Source organism: Streptomyces sp. SLBN-31, assembly GCF_006715395.1.
In the GTDB taxonomy this organism is placed as follows: Bacteria; Actinomycetota; Actinomycetes; order Streptomycetales; family Streptomycetaceae; genus Streptomyces.
In genome coordinates, this window is sequence record NZ_VFNC01000002.1 from 911,634 (window position 1) to 928,576 (window position 16,943).

The window sequence follows — 16,943 nt, forward strand, 5'->3', positions numbered from 1 at the left end:
GCGGTCAGTCGTGCGGTACGACCGCCACCGGGGCCACCGCGTGCCGGACCACTTCCTGCGTCACGGGCCCGATCGGTGAACCGACGGCCGCCGTACGGCGGTTGCGGCGCCCGACGACGACCAGGGCCGCGTTCCGCGAGGCGTCCACGAGATGCGGCCCCGCCCCTCCGACGACGGCCTCGCGGGTCACCTCGACCGTGGGGAACTTCTCCCGCCACGGCCGCAGCAGCGTGTCCAGGACCTCCCGCTCGTCCGTGCCGGCGGACAGCACGTCGGGGTAGGCCGGGAGCCGCCAGCCGTGGACGATCCTGAGGGCCGCCCCGCGGCGCGAGGCGGCGTCGAAGGCGAAGGCGAGGAGGGTGTCGTCGGCGTGGTCGTGCAGTTCCAGGCCGAGCACCACGTCCCCGTCCACGGCGCCCGCGTGGTCCCGCGCCGGCTGCTCGTCCGAGGTGTCGTCGGCGGCGCGCACGAGCACCACGGGCTGTTCCGCCCGGTCCAGTACGGCCGCGGCGACGGAGCCGAGCAGATGGCCGGCGGCGCGGCCCAGTCCGCGGGAGCCGAGCACCAGCAGGTCGGCCTCGCGGGCCGTCTCCAGCAGGGCCGCGGCGGGGCGGCCGTCGAGCCGTGCCGCGGTGACGTCCAGGCCCGGGTGACGGTGGGTCAGCGAGGCGCGGACCTCCCGCAGCATGCGCTCGGCCCGGTCCTCGCCGGGCGCCGCCACGGCCTCGCCGGCGAACGGCCGGTAGGCGGAGGGCTGTTGGTCCCCGGCGTACACGGCGCGCAGCGCGGCCGGCCACAACAGGGCTTCCCGGGCGGCCCATTCGGCGGCCGCGAGGCTTTCGGGCGAGCCGTCCAGGCCGACGGTGAGGGTTCGGGACATGTGTGCAGCCTCCTTGTTGTCAGGACCACTCTCGTCGGCGGCGGCCCGCGGCGGGTAGGTCCACAAGTCCCTGTCCGGTACCGATGGGTCCCGCCCTGCCGCACGCGAAAGGGCGCCGCCGCTGCGGGAATCGGATCCCCTCAGCGGCGGCGCCCCTGCCCCGGTGTGCACCGGGCGGTCAGAGCAGCCAGCGGTTACGGCTGACGAAGGGCAGCCGCGCCCACAGCCTGCCCAGGCCCCAGGTGGCGCCGGCGCCCACGACCGCCAGGGCGATCATCACGACGGCGTAGATGACGTGGTAGTCGACGAACGGGTTGGTCGACATGCTCGGCGAGCCGTCCGAGAGGTGCTTGGCCGGCGGCCATTCGGCCATCCACATCAGAGCCATCATCAGCGTGCCCGCGACGGCCGCGAGGCGCAGCGCCACGCCCGAGATCAGCGCGAGGCCGATGCCCAGCAGACCGAGCATGAACAGCCAGTCGGCCCAGCCGGCCCCGGCCCAGTCGTGGAACGTCGACTCCATCGGCCCGGCCGCCACCGAACTCAGGAAGCCCTTGGTGGGCGAACCGCCGTCGATCCAGCCCTTGCCGGACGGGGTCGCGTAGCCGAAGCCGAACGTCTTGTCGAGGAACGCCCACAGGAAGACGAACCCGGTCAGCAGGCGCAGCCCGGCGAGGACGTGCGCGCCGGTCACGGCCGCCGCCGCCGTGGTGTCCGTGGTGCGGGGGGCCGTTCCGGTCCGGCGCAGGGACGGGAAGTGGAATCCCTGGTGACGCTGCGGGTGGTCGTGCACTGCCATGATCTTCATCCCCTCGAAGGAGTCTCACGGGGGCTTTTCAAGCCCTCGTCACGTTTTCAAATATCCCGCCCTCGCGACGGCCGTCGCATGGGCTGCAGGGCCCGGCCGCCGGTCCGAACGTCCCCGCCGCCGGGACCACTCGGATCCCGGCGGCGGGGGCCGTCACGCCTCGGTCGGCACCAGCACGACGGGGCAGTGGGAGTGGTGCAGCAGGGTGTGCGCGACCGTGCCCAGGTGCGGGCCGACACGGCCCGTGCGGCGGTGCGTGCCGATCACCACGACGGACGCGTCCGCGGTGGCCTCCAGCAGTGCGTGGGCCGGCCCGCCGCGGACCGTGCGGGCGTCGACGCCCACCCGGGGGTGCCGTTCCTGCAGCCGGGCGAGGCTGAAGCGCGGTACGGCCTCCTCCGCCCGGTCGTGCTGGGCCAGGCGCTGCTGGCCGGGGCTGGTCGCGGGGATCAGCGAGGGCAGTTCGGGGGCGACGTGCCGGTGGTTGAAGGAGTGCAGCACGTGCAGCCACACCCCGCGCCGCTCGGCCTCCTCGAAGGCGTAGGCGGCCACGTCGGCGTCGCCGTCGCCCTGCAGGCCGAGCAGAACGTGTCGGCCGGCGTCGAACGGCGCGGGGGTGTGGTCGACGGGGTGGTCCCCGCGCACCACCATCAGCGGGCCGTGCACCTGGGCGGCCAGCCGCAGGCTCACCGAGCCGAACAGGGTGCCGGTGACCCCGCCGAACCCGCGGGTGCCGACGACCGTGAGGGCGGCGCCCTCGCTCGCGTCGGTCAACGCCCGTACGGCGTTGCCCTGGACGACCTCGGTCGTCACCCGCAGGCCGGGGCGCCGGGCGTGGACACGGGCCACGGCGGACGCCAGTATCGGCGCGGCCTCGTCCCGGTCGGGCACGGCGTAGACGACGCGCAGTTCGGCGTCGCGTCGTGCGGCCTCGTCCGCGGCCCGGTCCAGGGCGCGTACGGCGGCCAGTGTGCCGTCGACTCCGACGACGACGTGCTGGAGAGTCATGTCCCGTTTCCCTTCTGTGCCGTGCTCTTCCCGTGCGGCGGGAAGGAGCCGCCGGGACCGGGGCGCGTACGCCGCCGTGCGGCTCGCGGGGATCCCGCTACGGCCATCACCTAGATGGTCGTGCCGTGCGGGCGCCGGGGGCAGGGACCGCGCGAACCCGGCGGGGATGCCGGACGGCCCCTTGCCGTAGGGCCGTGCGGTCCTTGAGGCGAGGGGCCGTGCCGTTCGCTCAGCGGGGGGCCTGCAGATCGACCCCGTACAGGCTGCGCCCGGCGATCAGTTCGCGTCCGGTCACCAGCTCGGGCTCGATGCGCACGAAGACCTCCCTCGGGGAGGGCGCCCAGGAGCGGGGTCCGGTGCGGACCAGGCGCTCCTGCTCGGCCGGGTCGGTGACCATCGCCGCGTGGCCGGTGACCACGACGCTCCAGCCGGCGTGTGCCTCGGCGTCGACCTCGTCGGCCTCGAAGGCCACCACCGCGCCGTCGATCGCGCGGACCAGTTCCGAGGTGGCCGAGGTGCGCAGCAGCACCGCACCGTCGGTGTCCAGGGAGAAGTTGACCGGGAGCACCGCGGGCAGGGCCTGACGCGTGTGCACGATACGGCCGACGGGCGCCTTCGCCAGCAGACGCAGGCACTCCTGCCGTTCGAGTTCGCGGAATCCGTCATTGGGATACATCAGCCAGTCGCTTTCGGCCCGTCGTCTGCCGCCCGGACAGGGCGGTCGGGGTGTGTCTCTCCATGGTTGGCGCGGCGGGACCGCGGGCTAAGGGCCATCGGTCCCGAACAGGTCGGGCCAAGGGACCTTTCAGGCGGTGATCCGGCGTCCGGTGAACGCGAGCGGTTCTATGCGGACCCAGGTGTCCCGCCGCCCGCCGGCCCAGGGTTCGCCGCGTGCCTGCTCGGTCAGCCGGCGTACCGCCGCGGGGTCGGTCACGATCCGCGCCAGCCCGCGTACCAGCACGCTCCAGCCCTGGCTGAACACCTCGTCGATGCGGTCCACCTCGAACGCCACGCGGCAGCCGGCGGCCTGGGCCGGCAGGGTGCCGGGGGCCGTGCGGAAGACGATGGCGCCGTCCACCACGCTGTAGTTGACGGGGACGACGAGAGGTCCTTCGACGGTGGGCACCGCGATGCGTCCGACGCCGTGGGTCGCCATCAGGGCGCGGCACTGCTGCGGGGTGAGTTCGGTCAGCTCGGCGTGGCGGGCCGCCCGCGTGGGACCGGGCGGCACCTCCACCTCTCCGCCGGTCAGTTCGGTCAGGGTGGTGCGCAGCGCCCCGGCGAGCCTGAGCAGCGTGCTGGTGCCGGGAGCGGCGGTCGGCTGCTCCTCCAGGTACTGGAGGTAGCCGACGGCCATGCCCGCGCGGGCGGCCGTCTCCTCACGGGTGAGGCCGAGGTCTTCACGTCGCCGGGCGAGTCGGCGCCCGAGATCGCCCGGGGCCGTGGTCTCGTGCGCGTTCGACGGGATCGGTGCGGTCATGGCCCGTCACTCCCTCCGGTCTGGTCCGGTCACGTCGTCCGGACGGCGACGGCCTCGTGCGTCTCCTCGCCGAGCACCACCTTCAGGGCGCCGGTGTCGGCGGCGCGGGCGAAGACGTCGTACGCCTCCTCCATGGCGTTCAGCGGGAAGGTGTGGGTGACCAGGGCCCCGGCGGGCAGCCGGCCGGCGGCCGCCATGCGCAGCAGGGTCGGCGTGGAGCTGGTGTCGACCAGGCCGGTGGTGATGGTCACGTTCTTGATCCACAGGTCCTCGAGGTGCAGGGTCGCGGGGGCGCCGTGCACGCCGACGTTGGCGACGTGGCCGCCAGGGCGCACCATCCGGGTGCACATCTCGAACGTCCCCGGGGTGCCGACCGCCTCGATGACGACGTCGGCGCCGAGGCCGTCGGTGAGGTCGGCGACGAGCTGCTCGGGCTCCTCGCGGGCGTCGGCCACGGCGTCGGCGCCCAGCCCCTTGGCGGCGTCCAGGCGGGCGGCGGCCAGGTCGACGGCGACGACGCGCTCCGGGCTGAACAGCCGGGCGGTGGCGATCGCGGCCAGGCCGACGGGTCCGGCGCCGACGACGGCGACGGTGTCGCCGGGGCGGATGCGGCCGTTGAGGACGCCGACCTCGTACGCGGTCGGGAAGATGTCCGCGAGGAGGACCGCCTCCTTGGCGTCCAGCGTGCTGGGCAGGGCGTGCACGGACAGGTCGGCGTGCGGCACGCGCACGTACTCGGCCTGGGTGCCGTCGATCAGGTGGCCGAGGGCCCAGCCTCCGCCGCCCCGGCACTGGCCGTACATGCCCTGCCGGCAGTAGGCGCAGCGGCCGCAGGCGGTGATGCAGGACACCAGTACCCGGTCACCGGGGCGTACGGTGCGCACGTCGGTGCCGGTCTCCACGATCTCGCCGACCGCCTCGTGGCCGAGGACGGTGCCGGGGCGGACCTCGGGGACGTCGCCCTTGAGGATGTGCAGGTCGGTGCCGCAGATGGTGACGGCGTCGACGCGGACGACGGCGTCCGTGGGGTCCTGGATGCCCGGGTCCGGAACGTCCTGCCAGGAGGACTTGCCGGGTCCGTGGTAGACGAAGCCCTTCATGTCGTTTCTTCCCTCCTCGGCCTGTCGCTCCCGGGGTCCGGGAGGGCCGCGAGCCGGTGCGGCGCCGGGATTGCCCCGCAGGTCCAGCTTGTCCGGCCGTGCCGGGCGGACGCTTGGGCCGGTCGGCCCCCACGGTTCCGCCGGACGGGTCCTCGGCCCCGGCCTTGCCCGTACGGCCCACCCCGGGAGGATCCTGCTGGACCGAACGGCCCTACCCGCCGCCCGGGCGCGCCCGCTTGCCTTTCCCCATGGCCGAAATGCACTCCGATCCCCCACCGCCGACGGTGCGCGTCGTCGCCGGCCGCACCGTCGTGGCGCTGCGCGGGGAGATCGACCTGTCCACGGTGCCGTCGCTTTCGGCCCGGCTCGACGAGCTGACCGCGGGTCCACGTCCCGACCTGGTCGTCGACCTGCGCGACGTGTCCTTCATCGACTGCTCCGGACTGGGCATGCTGTGCCGGACACGCAACCGTGTCGTGGCCCACGAGGGCCGCCTGCGACTGGTCACGGACAGCCCCGACTTCCGGCGCCTGCTGCCCCCGGTGGGCCTGGCGGACGTCTTCGACCTCGAAAGCCGCCTCTGCGAGGCCGTCGCGCACACGGCGGACGCGGGGGACTTGGCCCGCGCGACGGGTTGACGTCCCGGCCCTCGATCGGCGGGACACACGCCGCGCCGACGAGGCGGGGAGGGCGAGATCGCCGGACACCCGACAGCGAGGAAAACCAGACCGCCCGCCAACGGACGGACGCATGGCTGCCGCGGAGATTCGCACCGACAGGACGTCGGTCGACAGCAGCAGCGGCCGCCGCCCGGCCGCGGGCCGGCCGGTGGACCCGCGGCCCGACCCCTCCACCGAGGAAGACGAGACCACCGGCCGACGGACAGACGCGCGGCTGCCGCGGAGATTCGCACCGACAGGACGTCGGTCGACAGCAGCGGCGGACGCCGCCCGGCCGCGGGCCGGCCGGTGAACCCGCGGCCCGACCCCTCCACCGAGGAAGACGAGACCACCGGCCGACGGAGGGACCCGCGGCTGCCGCGGAGGTTCGCACCGACAGGCCTCGGTCGGCAGCAGCAGCGGCCGCCGGCCGGCCGCGGGCCGGCCGGTGAACCGGCGGCCCGACCGCTCCACCGAGGAAGGCAGACCACCGGCCGACGGACGGACGCGCGGCTGCCGCGGAGGCGAGCAGCGGCGGCCGTGGCCGCCCGGCCGCGGGGCTGGGTGTGGTAGGGGGCTGAACGGCCCAAGTGGGTCGGGCAGCAGGTCCCGGATGGTCCCGCGAAAGCGCCTGGTCGGCCCATCCCGGCGCGTCCTTCCCGGTGTCACCGTCTTGTCCGTGACCACAAGGAGGAGGTGCGGACCGATGAGCGGCAAGCCCGTGAAGAAGCGGCTGTGGCGGTGGCGGAACAACCCACTGCGCCGGCACGACGACATCGTCGAGGCCTGGGTCGTCCTGACCATGTGGATGGTCATCGCCGTCGGCGGCGCGATCGCCGGGCTGGTCACCGCGCACGCGGCCGACGACGTGCTCGCCCGGCAGCGCGCCGAACGGCATTCCACCCGGGCCGTACTCCTCACCGACCTGCCCAGTGCCTCCTCGAGCGGGGACACGGCCGAGCGGATATCGGCGAACGTCCGCTGGACCACCTCCGACGGCACGGCCCACACCGGCCGGGCCCTGGTGAGCGCCGGGCAGAAGGCCGGTGCCCGGGTCCTGGTCTGGCTGGACGCCGAGGGCCGGCTCACCTCCGAGCCGCCCAGCCGCGTGGAGGCCGGCTTCGAGGCCGGTCTGCTGGGCACGGCGGCCTCACTGGCCACCGCCGGCGTCGTGTTCGCCGCCGGGGCCGTGGTCCGCTGGCGGCTGGACCGGCGGCGCCTGGCCGGATGGGACACCGAATGGGCCATGGTCGGCCCGCGCTGGGGGCACAAGACCGGGTGAACACCCCGCCCCGGAGCGGCTGAGGACCATCTCCGCGCGGCACCGCCGAGCTCGACAGGGCGGGACTCGGCCGGCGGCCGCGGAGCCCGTGCACCACACCGGTGCACGGGCTTCCTCACGTTCGGGGCGCGGCCGCCGACCAACCGTTCCCGGCCGTTCCCGGCGACCGACCTCGCGCCGGACTCCCACGAGCACTCCCGCGCGCCGACCCCGGGAAGACCGCCTGGCCGGCATCGGGCCGGCATCGGGCCGGTGGGGCCGCCGACGGTGAAGTCCGAGCCCGCAGGCCTCCCTGATGGTCTCACCGCCCGTCAGCCCACCGTGAGGTCCGGGCGGACCAGGGTGCCGGAGCGGCCGTGGACGATCTCGTAGGCCGCGTCCAGGGCCCCGATGGCGGCCAGTGCGCCGGTGCGGGCGACGAAGCGGGCTGCGGCCTCGGTCTTGGGGCCCATGGACCCGGCGGGGAAGCCGCCGCGGCGCAGCTCGATGGGGGTGGCGTCGAGTACGGGCCGCTGGTCCGGGGTGCCGAAGCCGGCGTACACGCACGGGACGTCGGTGAGGATCAGCAGGAAGTCGGCCTTGAGGTCCTGGGCGAGCAGGGCGGCCGCGAGGTCCTTGTCGACGACGGCCTCCACCCCGGTCAGGCCTCCGCAGTCCGGGTCGGCGACGACGGGGACTCCCCCGCCGCCGGCGCAGACGACGAGTGTGTCGGCGGCGAGCAGGTCGTGGATGGTCTCCGTCTCCACGAAGGACTCGGGCGACGGCGAGGGGACGACCCGGCGCCAGCCGTTGGTGTCCCGGGCCACGCTCCAGCCCCGTTCGCGGGCCAGCGTCTGGGCCCGCGCCCGCGAGTACACCTGGCCGACGAACTTGGTCGGCCGGTCGAAGGCCGGGTCGTCGGCGCGTACGCAGGTGTGGGTGACCAGTGCGGCGATCTTGCGGCCGGGCAGCGCGTCGTGCAGGGCCCGCACCAGCAGGGACCCGATCATGCCCTGGGTCTGGGCGCCCAGCACGTCGAGCGGGTAGGGGGCGGTCAGCGCGGGGTCCGTGGCGCTCTCCAGCGCCAGCATGCCGATCTGCGGGCCGTTGCCGTGGGTGATCACCAGCTCGTTCTCCTGGGCGAGCGCGGCCAGCGCGGTGGCCACCCGGACGATGTTGGCGGACTGGACCTGCGCGTCGGGGCGTTCGCCCCGGTGCAGCAGGGCGTTCCCGCCGAGGGCGACGACGATGCGCATGGTTCAGTCCTCCAGGGTGGCGACGAGCACGGCCTTGATGGTGTGCAGCCGGTTCTCGGCCTGGTCGAAGACGATCGAGGCGGGCGAGGAGAAGACCTCGTCGGTGACCTCCAGGCCGTCGAGGCCGTAGGTGTCCAGGAGTTGGTGGCCCAGCCGGGTGCGGTGGTCGTGCAGCGCGGGAAGGCAGTGCATGAACCGCACGTCCGGGTTGCCGGTGGCCGCGAGCGTCCCGGCGCTGACCTGGTAGGGCAGCAGCAGATCGATGCGCTCGCGCCAGGTGTCGGCGGGTTCGCCCATGGAGACCCAGACGTCGGTGTGCAGGAAGTCGGCTCCGCGTACGGCGGTGTCGACGTCCTCGGTGACCGTGATCCGCGCCCCGGTGCGCTCGCCGAACCAGCGGCAGTCGGCGACGAGGCCGCGGTCGGGCCACAGCGCGGCGGGAGCGGCGATCCGCACGTCCATGCCGAGCAGGGAGCCCATCGACAGCAGGGAGTTGGCCATGTTGTTGCGGCCGTCGCCGAGGTAGCAGTAGCTGATGTCGGTGAGCGGCTTCGGGCTGTGCTCGCGCATGGTGAACACGTCGCACAGGCTCTGCGTGGGGTGCGCGGTGTCGGTCAGCCCGTTGTAGACGGGTACTCCGGCGTGGCCGGCGAGCTGGGTGACGGTCGACTGCGCGGAGCCGCGGTACTCGATGCCGTCGAACATCCGGCCCAGCACGCGGGCGGTGTCGGCGACGGACTCCTTGCCGCCGAGGTGGGTGTCGCCGGGGCCGAGGCAGGTGGTGGCGGCGCCCTGGTCGGCGGCGGCCACCTCGAAGGCGCACCGGGTGCGGGTGGAGGTCTTCTCGAAGATCAGCGCGAGGTGACGGCCGGTGAGCCGGGGCCGCTCGGTGCCGGCGCCCCTGGCCTTCTTCAGCTCGGCGGCGCGGTCGAGGAGGTGGTGCACCTCGGCCGAGGTGAAGTCGAGTTCGCTCAGGTAGGAGCGGCCTCGCAGGTCGATGTTCATGGAGGTCTCCTTGCCGGTCAGTCGGCCGGGTCGCGTTCGATCGGGCAACTCATGCAGCGCGGTCCGCCGCGGCCGCGCCCGAGTTCGGCACCGGCGATGGTGACGATCTCGATGCCCTGCCTGCGCAGGTAGGTGTTGGTGGTGACGTTGCGCTCGTAGCCGACGACGGCCCCGGGGGCGAGGGCGAGGAAGTTGCTGCCGTCGTCCCACTGTTCGCGCTCGGCGCCCCGGATGTCCTGGGGCGCGGACAGCATCCGCACCTTGTCCAGGTCGAGGGCCTCGGCGAGGGCGGTGGCCAGGTCGGAGTTGGGCGCGACGTCGAAGCCGATCCCGCGGGCGGGCTCGGGACGCAGGGTCCAGGAGCGCAGCGAGTCGGCGAGTCCCGGGTACACGGTGAAGGCGTCGCGGTCGACCATGGTGAGCACGGTGTCCAGGTGCATGTAGGCGCGGGTGGCGGGCAGTTGGACGGCGATGACCCGGTCGGCGGCGCGGGCGGCGAAGAGGCGGGCGGTCAGGTTCTCCACGGCCTGCGCGGTGGTCCGCTCCCCCATGCCGACCATCACGGCGCCGTTGCCCAGGACGTGCACGTCGCCGCCCTCCAGGGTGCCCACGGCGCCGTCGAGGACCGGTGCGGGCGCGGTGCCGCGGAACATCGGGTGGAAGCGGTAGACGGCCTCGGCGTGCAGGGTCTCGCGTCTGCGGGCGGGCTTGGCCATCGGGTTGACCGACAGCCGGTCGTAGATCCAGCAGGAGTTGTCGCGCGGGAAGAGGTGGTTGGGCAGCGGGGCGAGGGCGAAGTCCTCGGCGTCCAGGGCGTCCCAGACCAGGCTGTGCGGCGCGGCCAGTGGCAGGTCGCCGCGCAGCAGCCCGCCGATCAGGTGTCCGGCGAGGGTCTCCCCGTCGAGCGCGGCGAGGAATTCGCGTACGGGCTCGACGAGGGCCGGGCCCACGGTGGCGGGGGTGACGACCCGGTCCAGCAGCCAGTCGCGGGCCTCGGGCACGTCGAGGGTCTGGGCCAGCAGGTCGGCGAAGTAGTGGACGCGGGCGCCGTGGTCGCGCAGTACCTGGGCGAAGGCGTCGTGCTCCTCGCGGGCCCGCTTGGCCCACATGATGTCGTCGAAGAGCAGGGCGTCGACGTTGCGCGGGGTGAGCCGGGAGAGTTCGAGTCCGGGGCGGTGCAGGATCACCTGGCGCAGGCGGCCGACCTCGGAGTCGACGTGGAACGTGGTCATGGCGGGACTCCCGGGATTCAGTCGTGGTGGCGCAGCACGTTCCCGCGCGGTCCGCGCTGCCGCGGAACGCGCGGGGCCGGCTTCAGGGGCGGGGTCTCCGGTGCGCGGGACTCGGCGGCGGGCAGGGCAGGGCTCTCGCCGTACTCGCCGCGGCCGCGCTTGAGCCAGAGGTAGACCGGCAGGCCGAGGAGCAGCACGAACAGGCCGTAGTAGACGGTCTGGTAGCCGCTGCCCTGGATCGACCAGTACGAGAAGGTCATGGCCAGCGCGGCGACCGTGGCGTCACGGATCAGCCGGCCGCGGCCGAGTCCCTCGCGGCCGCGGACGAGCAGCCAGTACAGCTGGGCGGCCGCGGAGAACAGGTAAGGGACGACGGCGGTCAGCACGCTCAACAGGACGATCTTGGTGAAGACGTCCTCGAAGCGGGTGTAACTGAAGACGGTGATCAGCGAGGCGAGCACGGTGGAGGCGACGATGCCGAAGACCGGGACGCCGTTCTGGCCGCGCAGCCGGGCGAACGCGGCCGGGAAGAGCCCGTCGCGGGCCGCCGCGTACGGCATCTCGGCGCACAGCATGGTCCAGCCGTTGAGGGCGCCGATGCCGGAGATGATCGCGGCCGCGGCGACGACGTCACCGGCCCAGGTGCCGCCGAAGATGTTGTTCGCGGCGTCCGTGAAGGGCGCGGTGGAGGCGCCGAGCCGGCTGTGCGGGACGGTGCCGAAGACGGCGAGGGTGCCGAGGATGTAGATGACGGCGCAGACGAGGGTGCCGTAGACAGTGGCGCGCGGCACGTTGCGCCGGGGTTCGCGTACGCGTCCGGCGACGACGGAGGCGGCCTCCAGACCGAGGTAGCTGAACAGGGCGATGGCGCCGGCGGCGGAGATCGCGCCGGTCGCGGACCGGCCGGAGGCGTTGAAGGGGCCGAAGTCGGCGGACTCGATGAACAGCAGGCCGACGGTGGCCATGAAGACCAGCGGGACGAACTTCAGCACGGTGGTGATCACCTGGAAGGCGCCCGTGTTCCGTGCGCCGGTGAGGTTCACGGCGGCCGGGATCCACAGCCCGACCAGTGCGATCAGGATCGAGACGCCGGTGCGGTGCCCGGTGTTGACGAACACCTCGACGTAGCCGACCCAGGCGACCACGATCGCGGCGTTCCCCGCCCACGCGGTGATCCAGTACGACCATGCGTTGAGGAATCCGGTGAACTCGCCGAAGGCCTCGCGGGCGTAGACGTACGGCCCGCCGCTGGCCGGGACGCGTCCGGCGAGCGAGCCGAAGGTCAGGGCCAGGGCGAGGGCGCCGAGTGTCACGGCGGCGAACGCGACGAGTGCGATCGGCCCGTAGGGCGCCAGGGCGGAGGGGAGCGCGAAGACGCCCGTGCCGATGATGCTGCCGATCACGAGCGCGGAGGCGGCGGGCAGGCCGAGTGCCTTCCCGGGGCCCCGGTCCGGTGCCTCTCGTCCTGTGGGTGTGGCGGACATGACAGTGCTCCTTGCGCCGGTCGCTGCGGTGGGGCGGTCCCGGAAACGATCCTTCTGCGCCGCGCCCGGCGTGGTGAGCGGCCGCAGGTCCCCGGACGTGCCCATTGGTCCCTGGGCGGACGGCCGTCGGCCCGGTGGCCCGTCACCGGCGCGGGTGAACCGGCCCGCTCTCCGGGGCGGGAACGGGGCCGGCGGGGCGCTACTGCACATGCCGCTCCCGGTGTCCCCCGTAGTACGCAAAAGCCCCCGGCCCGCGGAATCCCGTCGGCGCCGGGGGCTAGGGCTGTGGTCTTACGACCTGCTCCACCGCATCCCTCAGGAGGTACGCCGAATGACAGACAGACACCGTGCGACCGTCCGCGGTGCCGCCGTGGTCGCGCTCGGCATGCTCGCGTTCACCGCGGTCCAGCCGGCGGCGTCGGCCGTACCGGGCCGCGGCCCGGCTCCCACCGCCGCCAAGACGCTCGGCGCCGACAAGCCGTCGCCGCAGGTCCTGCACGCCCTGGAACGCGATCTGCGCCTGACGCCGGACCAGGCGGCCACCCGCTTGGTCAACGAGGCCGAGGCCGGCACCCGGGCGGGTGTCCTGCGCAACACCCTGGGCACGCGCTTCGCCGGTGCCTGGGTCAAGGGTGCGACGGCGGCCGAGCTGACCGTCGCGACCACCGACCGGGCGGACTTCTCCGCGATCCGGGCGCAGGGCGCCACCCCGGTGGCCGCCCGGTGGGCGCTGGCCGACCTGCGGTCGGTCAAGCGGAAGCTGGACCGGGCGGCGGCCGGCGTCAAGACCGCCGACACCCCGGTGTGGTACGTGGACGTACGGACGAACCGGGTCGTGGTGGAGGCCAGAAGCCGGAAGGCGGCGGCCGCGTTCGTCAAGGCCGCCGGCGCCGAGGCGGGCCGCACGGCCGTGCGTCTGTCGGCGAAGCGGCCACGCCTCATGGCGGACATCGTCGGCGGGGACGCCTACTACATCGACGCCAAGGCACGCTGCTCCGTCGGCTTCTCGGTCACCAAGGGCGAGCAGCCGGGTTTCGCCTCGGCCGGCCACTGCGGCCAGCCGGGTTCCAAGACCGTCGGGGCCGACCAGACCACCGCCCAGGGGACCTTCCAGGCCTCCACGTTCCCCGGCAAGGACATGTCCTGGGTGGCCACGGACTCCGGCTGGACGGCCACCCCCTACGTCAAGGGGGAGAACGGCCAGAAGGTGGAGGTGGCCGGCTCGGTGCAGGCCATGGTGGGCGCGTCGGTGTGCCGGTCGGGCTCGACCACGGGCTGGCACTGCGGCACCGTCAAGGAGCAGGATGCCGGCGTCAGTTACGCCGAGGGCACGGTCAACGGACTGACGCAGACCGATGTGTGCGCGGAGCCAGGGGACTCGGGAGGCCCCTACATCTCCGGCGCGCAGGCGCAGGGGGTCACCTCGGGCGGCTCCGGTGACTGCACGAGCGGCGGCACCACGTTCTTCCAGCCGGTCAACCCGATCCTCGGCGACTTCGGGCTGACGCTGAAGACGACGGGAGCGACCGCCAAGGCGCCGGAGCCGGCCGACGCGCGCGCCTGGCGTGCGGGGCGGGTGTACGAGGTGGGGACGGAGGTGACGGTCGGGACGGTCACCTACCGGTGTCTGCAGTCCCACCAGGCCCAGAGCTCGTGGGCTCCGGACGTCACGCCCGCCCTGTGGCAGCGTCTGTGAGGCCGCTCCGGCGAGGATGAGGACCCGTCGGGCCCGGGAGCGAGGAAACGCGCCCGGGCCCGGCCGGAGGTGGGCTTCGAGGCTCGGTCAGCAGCGTCGCATGTCCGAATGCGTCCGGCATAATGCTAAAAATAGCGCATTTTAATTACTTACCTGTTCAATTTTCCCGAGCCGCAGTCGCTGTTGCGTGGAGAAGTTGAAGGCGAACATCCGGCGGGCGAAACGCCGCGCACGTGACCATCGCCGTCGGAACGTCGATACTTCCCAGTGTGAGCTGCCGGGACTGCGGCTCAGCGGACACGTTTCCCGGAGGTAGTCATGAAGATGCTCATCAATGTCGCTGAGACCGTGGTGGCGGACGCGCTGCGGGGCATGGCGGCCGCCCACCCCGAGCTGGCGGTCGACGTCGAGAACCGGGTGATCGTACGGCGGGACGCCCCCGTCGCCGGGAAGGTCGCCCTGGTCTCCGGCGGCGGCTCCGGGCACGAGCCGCTGCACGGCGGGTTCGTGGGTCCCGGGATGCTCTCGGCGGCCTGCCCGGGCGAGGTGTTCACCTCGCCGGTGCCCGACCAGATGGTGCGCGCCGCCGCGGCCGTGGACAGCGGGGCCGGCGTGCTGTTCATCGTGAAGAACTACACCGGCGACGTGCTCAACTTCGACATGGCCGCCGAACTCGCCGAGGACGAGGGCATCCAGGTCGCCAAGGTGCTGGTCAACGACGACGTGGCGGTCACCGACAGCCTCTACACGGCCGGGCGGCGCGGAGTCGGCGGCACCCTGTTCGTGGAGAAGATCGCGGGCGCGGCCGCGGACGAGGGCCAGCCGCTGGAGCGGGTGGAGGCGATCGCCCGGCAGGTCAACGAGAACTCCCGCAGCTTCGGCGTGGCCCTGAGCGCGTGCACGACGCCGGCCAAGGGCAGCCCCACCTTCGATCTGCCCGCCGGTGAACTGGAGTTGGGCATCGGCATCCACGGCGAGCCGGGCCGGGAGCGGCGGCCGATGATGACCTCCGGCGAGATCGCGGACTTCGCGGTGAACGCGGTCCTGGAGGACATGCCGCCGCGCAACCCGGTGCTCGTCCTCGTCAACGGCATGGGAGCCACGCCCCTGTTGGAGCTGTACGGCTTCAACGCCGAGGTGCAGCGGGTCCTTTCGGAACGCGGCGTCGTCGTCGCCCGCACGCTGGTCGGCAACTACGTCACCTCGCTGGACATGGCAGGGGCGTCGGTCTCCATCTGCCAGGTCGACGAGGAACTGCTGCGGCTGTGGGACGCGCCGGTGAAGACGCCGGGACTGCGCTGGGGCATGTGAGACGCCGGACATTCGGGCCGCACCTACCACGCAAGGAGATCCAGTGCTCGACGCCGATTTCTTCCGCCGTTGGATGACGGCCACCGCCGCGTCCGTGGAACGCGAGGCGGAACGGCTCACCGCCCTCGACTCCCCCATCGGGGACGCCGATCACGGCAGCAATCTGCAGCGCGGGTTCCGGGCGGTGACCGCGACCCTGGAGAAGGAGGCGCCGGACACGCCCGGCGCGGTCCTCACGCTCGCCGGACGCCAGTTGATCTCCACCGTCGGCGGCGCGTCGGGGCCCCTGTACGGCACGCTGCTGCGCCGTACCGGCAAGGCCCTCGGGGACGCCGCCGAGGTGGGCGAGGATCAGCTGGCCGAGGCGCTGCGGACCGGGGTGGACGCCGTCATGACGCTGGGCGGCGCCGCGCCGGGCGACAAGACCATGATCGACGCTCTGGTGCCGGCGGTGGACGCGCTCGCCGACGGTTTCGGCGCGGCCCGGGCCGCCGCCGAGCAGGGCGCGCTGGCGACGACTCCGCTGCAGGCACGCAAGGGCCGGGCCAGCTACCTGGGCGAGCGCAGCATCGGCCACCAGGATCCCGGTGCGACCTCGTCGGCGCTGCTGATCGCGGGACTGGCGGAGGCGAACGGTGAGTGACGACAAGACCGTCGGGATCGTGCTGGTCTCGCACAGCGCCGAAGTAGCGTCATCGGTGGCCGAGTTGGCCAAGGGCCTGGCGGGCGGCGGCACTTCGGTGCACGTCGCCCCGGCGGGCGGCACCGAGGGCGGGGGGCTCGGCACGAGCGCGGAGCTGATCGCCGCGGCGGCCGCGTCCGTGGACCGGGGCGCGGGGGTCGCCGTCCTCACCGACCTCGGCAGCGCGGTGCTGACCGTGAAGGCGCTGCTCGCCGAGGGCGACGAACTCCCCGACAACACGCGCCTGGTGGACGCCCCCTTCGTGGAGGGAGCGGTGGCCGCGGTGGTCACGGCGGCCACCGGAGCGGACCTCGCGGCGGTGGAGGCGGCGGCCGCGGAGGCGTACACGTACCGGAAGGTCTGACGGCCCGGGCCGGGAAGCGCCTACCCGAGCCCCTCCGCGACGACGGCGAGGGCCGAGCGGACGATCCGCGTCAACTCGTCCTGCGCCGTCGCGCGGTCGGGCTCCGCCTCGGCGGTGTGCCAGGCGTAGTGCTCGACCGCGGCGCGCAGGGCCGCGTTGAACATCGCCGCCCGGATGACGGGCCGCAGGTCGTCCGGCGGCAGCCCCGCGCCCTCGGCGAGAGCGCGCGCGAACGCGGGTTCCGCCTCGTCGTAGGTCTGCAGCCAGACGGCGCGCAGGCCGGGCTCCGTGCGGGTCAGCCGTACCAGGGCGCCCACGGTCTCGTGGTCGGGACCGACGAGTTCACCGAATCGCGCGGTGGCTTCCGGCGCGAAGATGTCCTCGAGCGGCCGCCCCGGCGCCCATGCCCGCAGCCGGTCGGCGACCATCTCGATCCCCGCGGTGAACAGCGGCCGCACACAGGCCTCCTTGCTCGGGAAGTAGCGCCAGACGGTGCGCGCGGAGACCCCGACCGCCTGCCCGATCTGTTCCCCGGTGGTCGCGGCGACGCCCTGGGTGACGAACAGCTCCACGGCGGCCCGGGCGATGCCCAGCCGGATCTCGGCCTTGCGCTCGTCGGTCAGCGGCGGTCGTCCAGCGCGTCCGCGGGCGGCGGTCATCCGGTCCTCCGGTTCGGGGGTGATCACTCCTGCGGAATTCTCCCCCACTATTTTATGT

17 protein-coding genes are annotated in these 16,943 nt (G+C 73.6%); 6 read left to right on the top strand and 11 right to left on the bottom strand.

The features are described 5' to 3' along the window. Positions 1–4: 4 nt before the first annotated feature. The 6 genes from FBY22_RS24145 to FBY22_RS24170 form a co-directional block, all read right to left on the bottom strand. Positions 5–880: a universal stress protein gene (locus FBY22_RS24145; RefSeq protein WP_142149246.1), complete on the bottom strand. Its 876-nt coding sequence runs from the start codon at positions 878–880 to the stop codon at positions 5–7. Between the two features lie 178 nt (positions 881–1,058). Then, positions 1,059–1,679, bottom strand: coding sequence for a DoxX family membrane protein (locus FBY22_RS24150; RefSeq protein ID WP_142149248.1), 621 nt, complete (start codon positions 1,677–1,679; stop codon positions 1,059–1,061). Between the two features lie 162 nt (positions 1,680–1,841). After that, a complete protein-coding gene (locus FBY22_RS24155; RefSeq protein ID WP_142149250.1) occupies positions 1,842–2,696 on the bottom strand; it encodes a universal stress protein in 855 nt (284 codons plus the stop codon). A gap of 229 nt (positions 2,697–2,925) precedes the next feature. Beyond that, positions 2,926–3,372, bottom strand: a complete 447-nt coding sequence (locus FBY22_RS24160; RefSeq protein WP_142149252.1) for a pyridoxamine 5'-phosphate oxidase family protein — start codon at positions 3,370–3,372, stop codon at positions 2,926–2,928. 129 nt (positions 3,373–3,501) lie between these two features. Next, a complete protein-coding gene (locus FBY22_RS24165; RefSeq protein ID WP_142149254.1) occupies positions 3,502–4,176 on the bottom strand; it encodes a pyridoxamine 5'-phosphate oxidase family protein in 675 nt (224 codons plus the stop codon). A gap of 29 nt (positions 4,177–4,205) precedes the next feature. After that, positions 4,206–5,276: a zinc-dependent alcohol dehydrogenase family protein gene (locus tag FBY22_RS24170; RefSeq protein ID WP_142149256.1), complete on the bottom strand. Its 1,071-nt coding sequence runs from the start codon at positions 5,274–5,276 to the stop codon at positions 4,206–4,208. Positions 5,277–5,524: 248 nt separating this feature from the next. Between FBY22_RS24170 and FBY22_RS24175 the strand changes: the two genes are divergently transcribed. Together FBY22_RS24175 and FBY22_RS24180 are read left to right on the top strand one after the other, a co-directional pair. Beyond that, on the top strand, positions 5,525–5,914 hold the full coding sequence (locus tag FBY22_RS24175; protein ID WP_142149258.1) for an STAS domain-containing protein: 390 nt from the start codon (positions 5,525–5,527) through the stop codon (positions 5,912–5,914). 727 nt (positions 5,915–6,641) lie between these two features. Continuing rightward, the gene (locus FBY22_RS24180) at positions 6,642–7,217 is read left to right on the top strand and encodes a hypothetical protein (RefSeq protein WP_142149259.1); all 576 of its coding nucleotides are present in this window, start codon (positions 6,642–6,644) and stop codon (positions 7,215–7,217) included. A gap of 311 nt (positions 7,218–7,528) precedes the next feature. On the opposite strand, the gene FBY22_RS24185 is transcribed toward FBY22_RS24180, so the two are convergent. Genes FBY22_RS24185 through FBY22_RS24200 form a run of 4 tightly spaced genes read right to left on the bottom strand, consistent with a single transcriptional unit; the run spans position 7,529 to position 12,092 of the window. Further along, positions 7,529–8,452, bottom strand: a complete 924-nt coding sequence (locus tag FBY22_RS24185) for a carbamate kinase (RefSeq protein WP_142149261.1) — start codon at positions 8,450–8,452, stop codon at positions 7,529–7,531. A gap of 3 nt (positions 8,453–8,455) precedes the next feature. Further along, a complete protein-coding gene (gene argF, locus FBY22_RS24190; protein WP_142149263.1) occupies positions 8,456–9,457 on the bottom strand; it encodes an ornithine carbamoyltransferase in 1,002 nt (333 codons plus the stop codon). 17 nt (positions 9,458–9,474) lie between these two features. Next, a complete protein-coding gene (locus tag FBY22_RS24195; RefSeq protein ID WP_142149265.1) occupies positions 9,475–10,689 on the bottom strand; it encodes an arginine deiminase in 1,215 nt (404 codons plus the stop codon). 17 nt (positions 10,690–10,706) lie between these two features. After that, positions 10,707–12,092, bottom strand: coding sequence for an APC family permease (locus tag FBY22_RS24200; RefSeq protein ID WP_399212537.1), 1,386 nt, complete (start codon positions 12,090–12,092; stop codon positions 10,707–10,709). A 412-nt stretch (positions 12,093–12,504) separates the two neighbouring features. Between FBY22_RS24200 and FBY22_RS24205 the strand changes: the two genes are divergently transcribed. From FBY22_RS24205 to dhaM, 4 genes are all read left to right on the top strand, one after another. Next, the gene (locus FBY22_RS24205; protein WP_142149269.1) at positions 12,505–13,869 is read left to right on the top strand and encodes an alpha-lytic protease prodomain-containing protein; all 1,365 of its coding nucleotides are present in this window, start codon (positions 12,505–12,507) and stop codon (positions 13,867–13,869) included. 318 nt (positions 13,870–14,187) lie between these two features. Then, positions 14,188–15,180 (top strand): dihydroxyacetone kinase subunit DhaK, encoded by a 993-nt coding sequence (gene dhaK, locus FBY22_RS24210; protein ID WP_142149271.1) that lies wholly within the window; start codon positions 14,188–14,190, stop codon positions 15,178–15,180. 43 nt (positions 15,181–15,223) lie between these two features. Continuing rightward, on the top strand, positions 15,224–15,823 hold the full coding sequence (gene dhaL / locus FBY22_RS24215; RefSeq protein ID WP_142149273.1) for a dihydroxyacetone kinase subunit DhaL: 600 nt from the start codon (positions 15,224–15,226) through the stop codon (positions 15,821–15,823). Continuing rightward, a complete protein-coding gene (dhaM, locus tag FBY22_RS24220) occupies positions 15,816–16,226 on the top strand; it encodes a dihydroxyacetone kinase phosphoryl donor subunit DhaM (RefSeq protein WP_142149275.1) in 411 nt (136 codons plus the stop codon). The genes dhaL and dhaM overlap by 8 nt, the downstream gene beginning before the upstream one ends. Before the next feature lie 20 nt (positions 16,227–16,246). Here dhaM and FBY22_RS24225 read toward each other — a convergent pair whose 3' ends face one another. Then, positions 16,247–16,885, bottom strand: a complete 639-nt coding sequence (locus FBY22_RS24225) for a TetR/AcrR family transcriptional regulator (RefSeq protein WP_142152487.1) — start codon at positions 16,883–16,885, stop codon at positions 16,247–16,249. Positions 16,886–16,943: the final 58 nt, after the last annotated feature.

Coding starts and splice junctions, on each gene's coding strand:
- FBY22_RS24205 (WP_142149269.1), top strand. CDS start 12,505: ATGACAGACAGACACCGTGCGACCGTCCGCGGTGCCGCCGTGGTCGCG.
- FBY22_RS24170 (WP_142149256.1), bottom strand. CDS start 5,276: ATGAAGGGCTTCGTCTACCACGGACCCGGCAAGTCCTCCTGGCAGGAC.
- FBY22_RS24160 (WP_142149252.1), bottom strand. CDS start 3,372: ATGTATCCCAATGACGGATTCCGCGAACTCGAACGGCAGGAGTGCCTG.
- FBY22_RS24150 (WP_142149248.1), bottom strand. CDS start 1,679: ATGGCAGTGCACGACCACCCGCAGCGTCACCAGGGATTCCACTTCCCG.
- FBY22_RS24145 (WP_142149246.1), bottom strand. CDS start 880: ATGTCCCGAACCCTCACCGTCGGCCTGGACGGCTCGCCCGAAAGCCTC.
- argF (WP_142149263.1), bottom strand. CDS start 9,457: ATGAACATCGACCTGCGAGGCCGCTCCTACCTGAGCGAACTCGACTTC.
- FBY22_RS24180 (WP_142149259.1), top strand. CDS start 6,642: ATGAGCGGCAAGCCCGTGAAGAAGCGGCTGTGGCGGTGGCGGAACAAC.
- FBY22_RS24155 (WP_142149250.1), bottom strand. CDS start 2,696: ATGACTCTCCAGCACGTCGTCGTCGGAGTCGACGGCACACTGGCCGCC.
- FBY22_RS24165 (WP_142149254.1), bottom strand. CDS start 4,176: ATGACCGCACCGATCCCGTCGAACGCGCACGAGACCACGGCCCCGGGC.
- dhaK (WP_142149271.1), top strand. CDS start 14,188: ATGAAGATGCTCATCAATGTCGCTGAGACCGTGGTGGCGGACGCGCTG.
- FBY22_RS24185 (WP_142149261.1), bottom strand. CDS start 8,452: ATGCGCATCGTCGTCGCCCTCGGCGGGAACGCCCTGCTGCACCGGGGC.
- FBY22_RS24175 (WP_142149258.1), top strand. CDS start 5,525: ATGGCCGAAATGCACTCCGATCCCCCACCGCCGACGGTGCGCGTCGTC.
- FBY22_RS24225 (WP_142152487.1), bottom strand. CDS start 16,885: ATGACCGCCGCCCGCGGACGCGCTGGACGACCGCCGCTGACCGACGAG.
- FBY22_RS24195 (WP_142149265.1), bottom strand. CDS start 10,689: ATGACCACGTTCCACGTCGACTCCGAGGTCGGCCGCCTGCGCCAGGTG.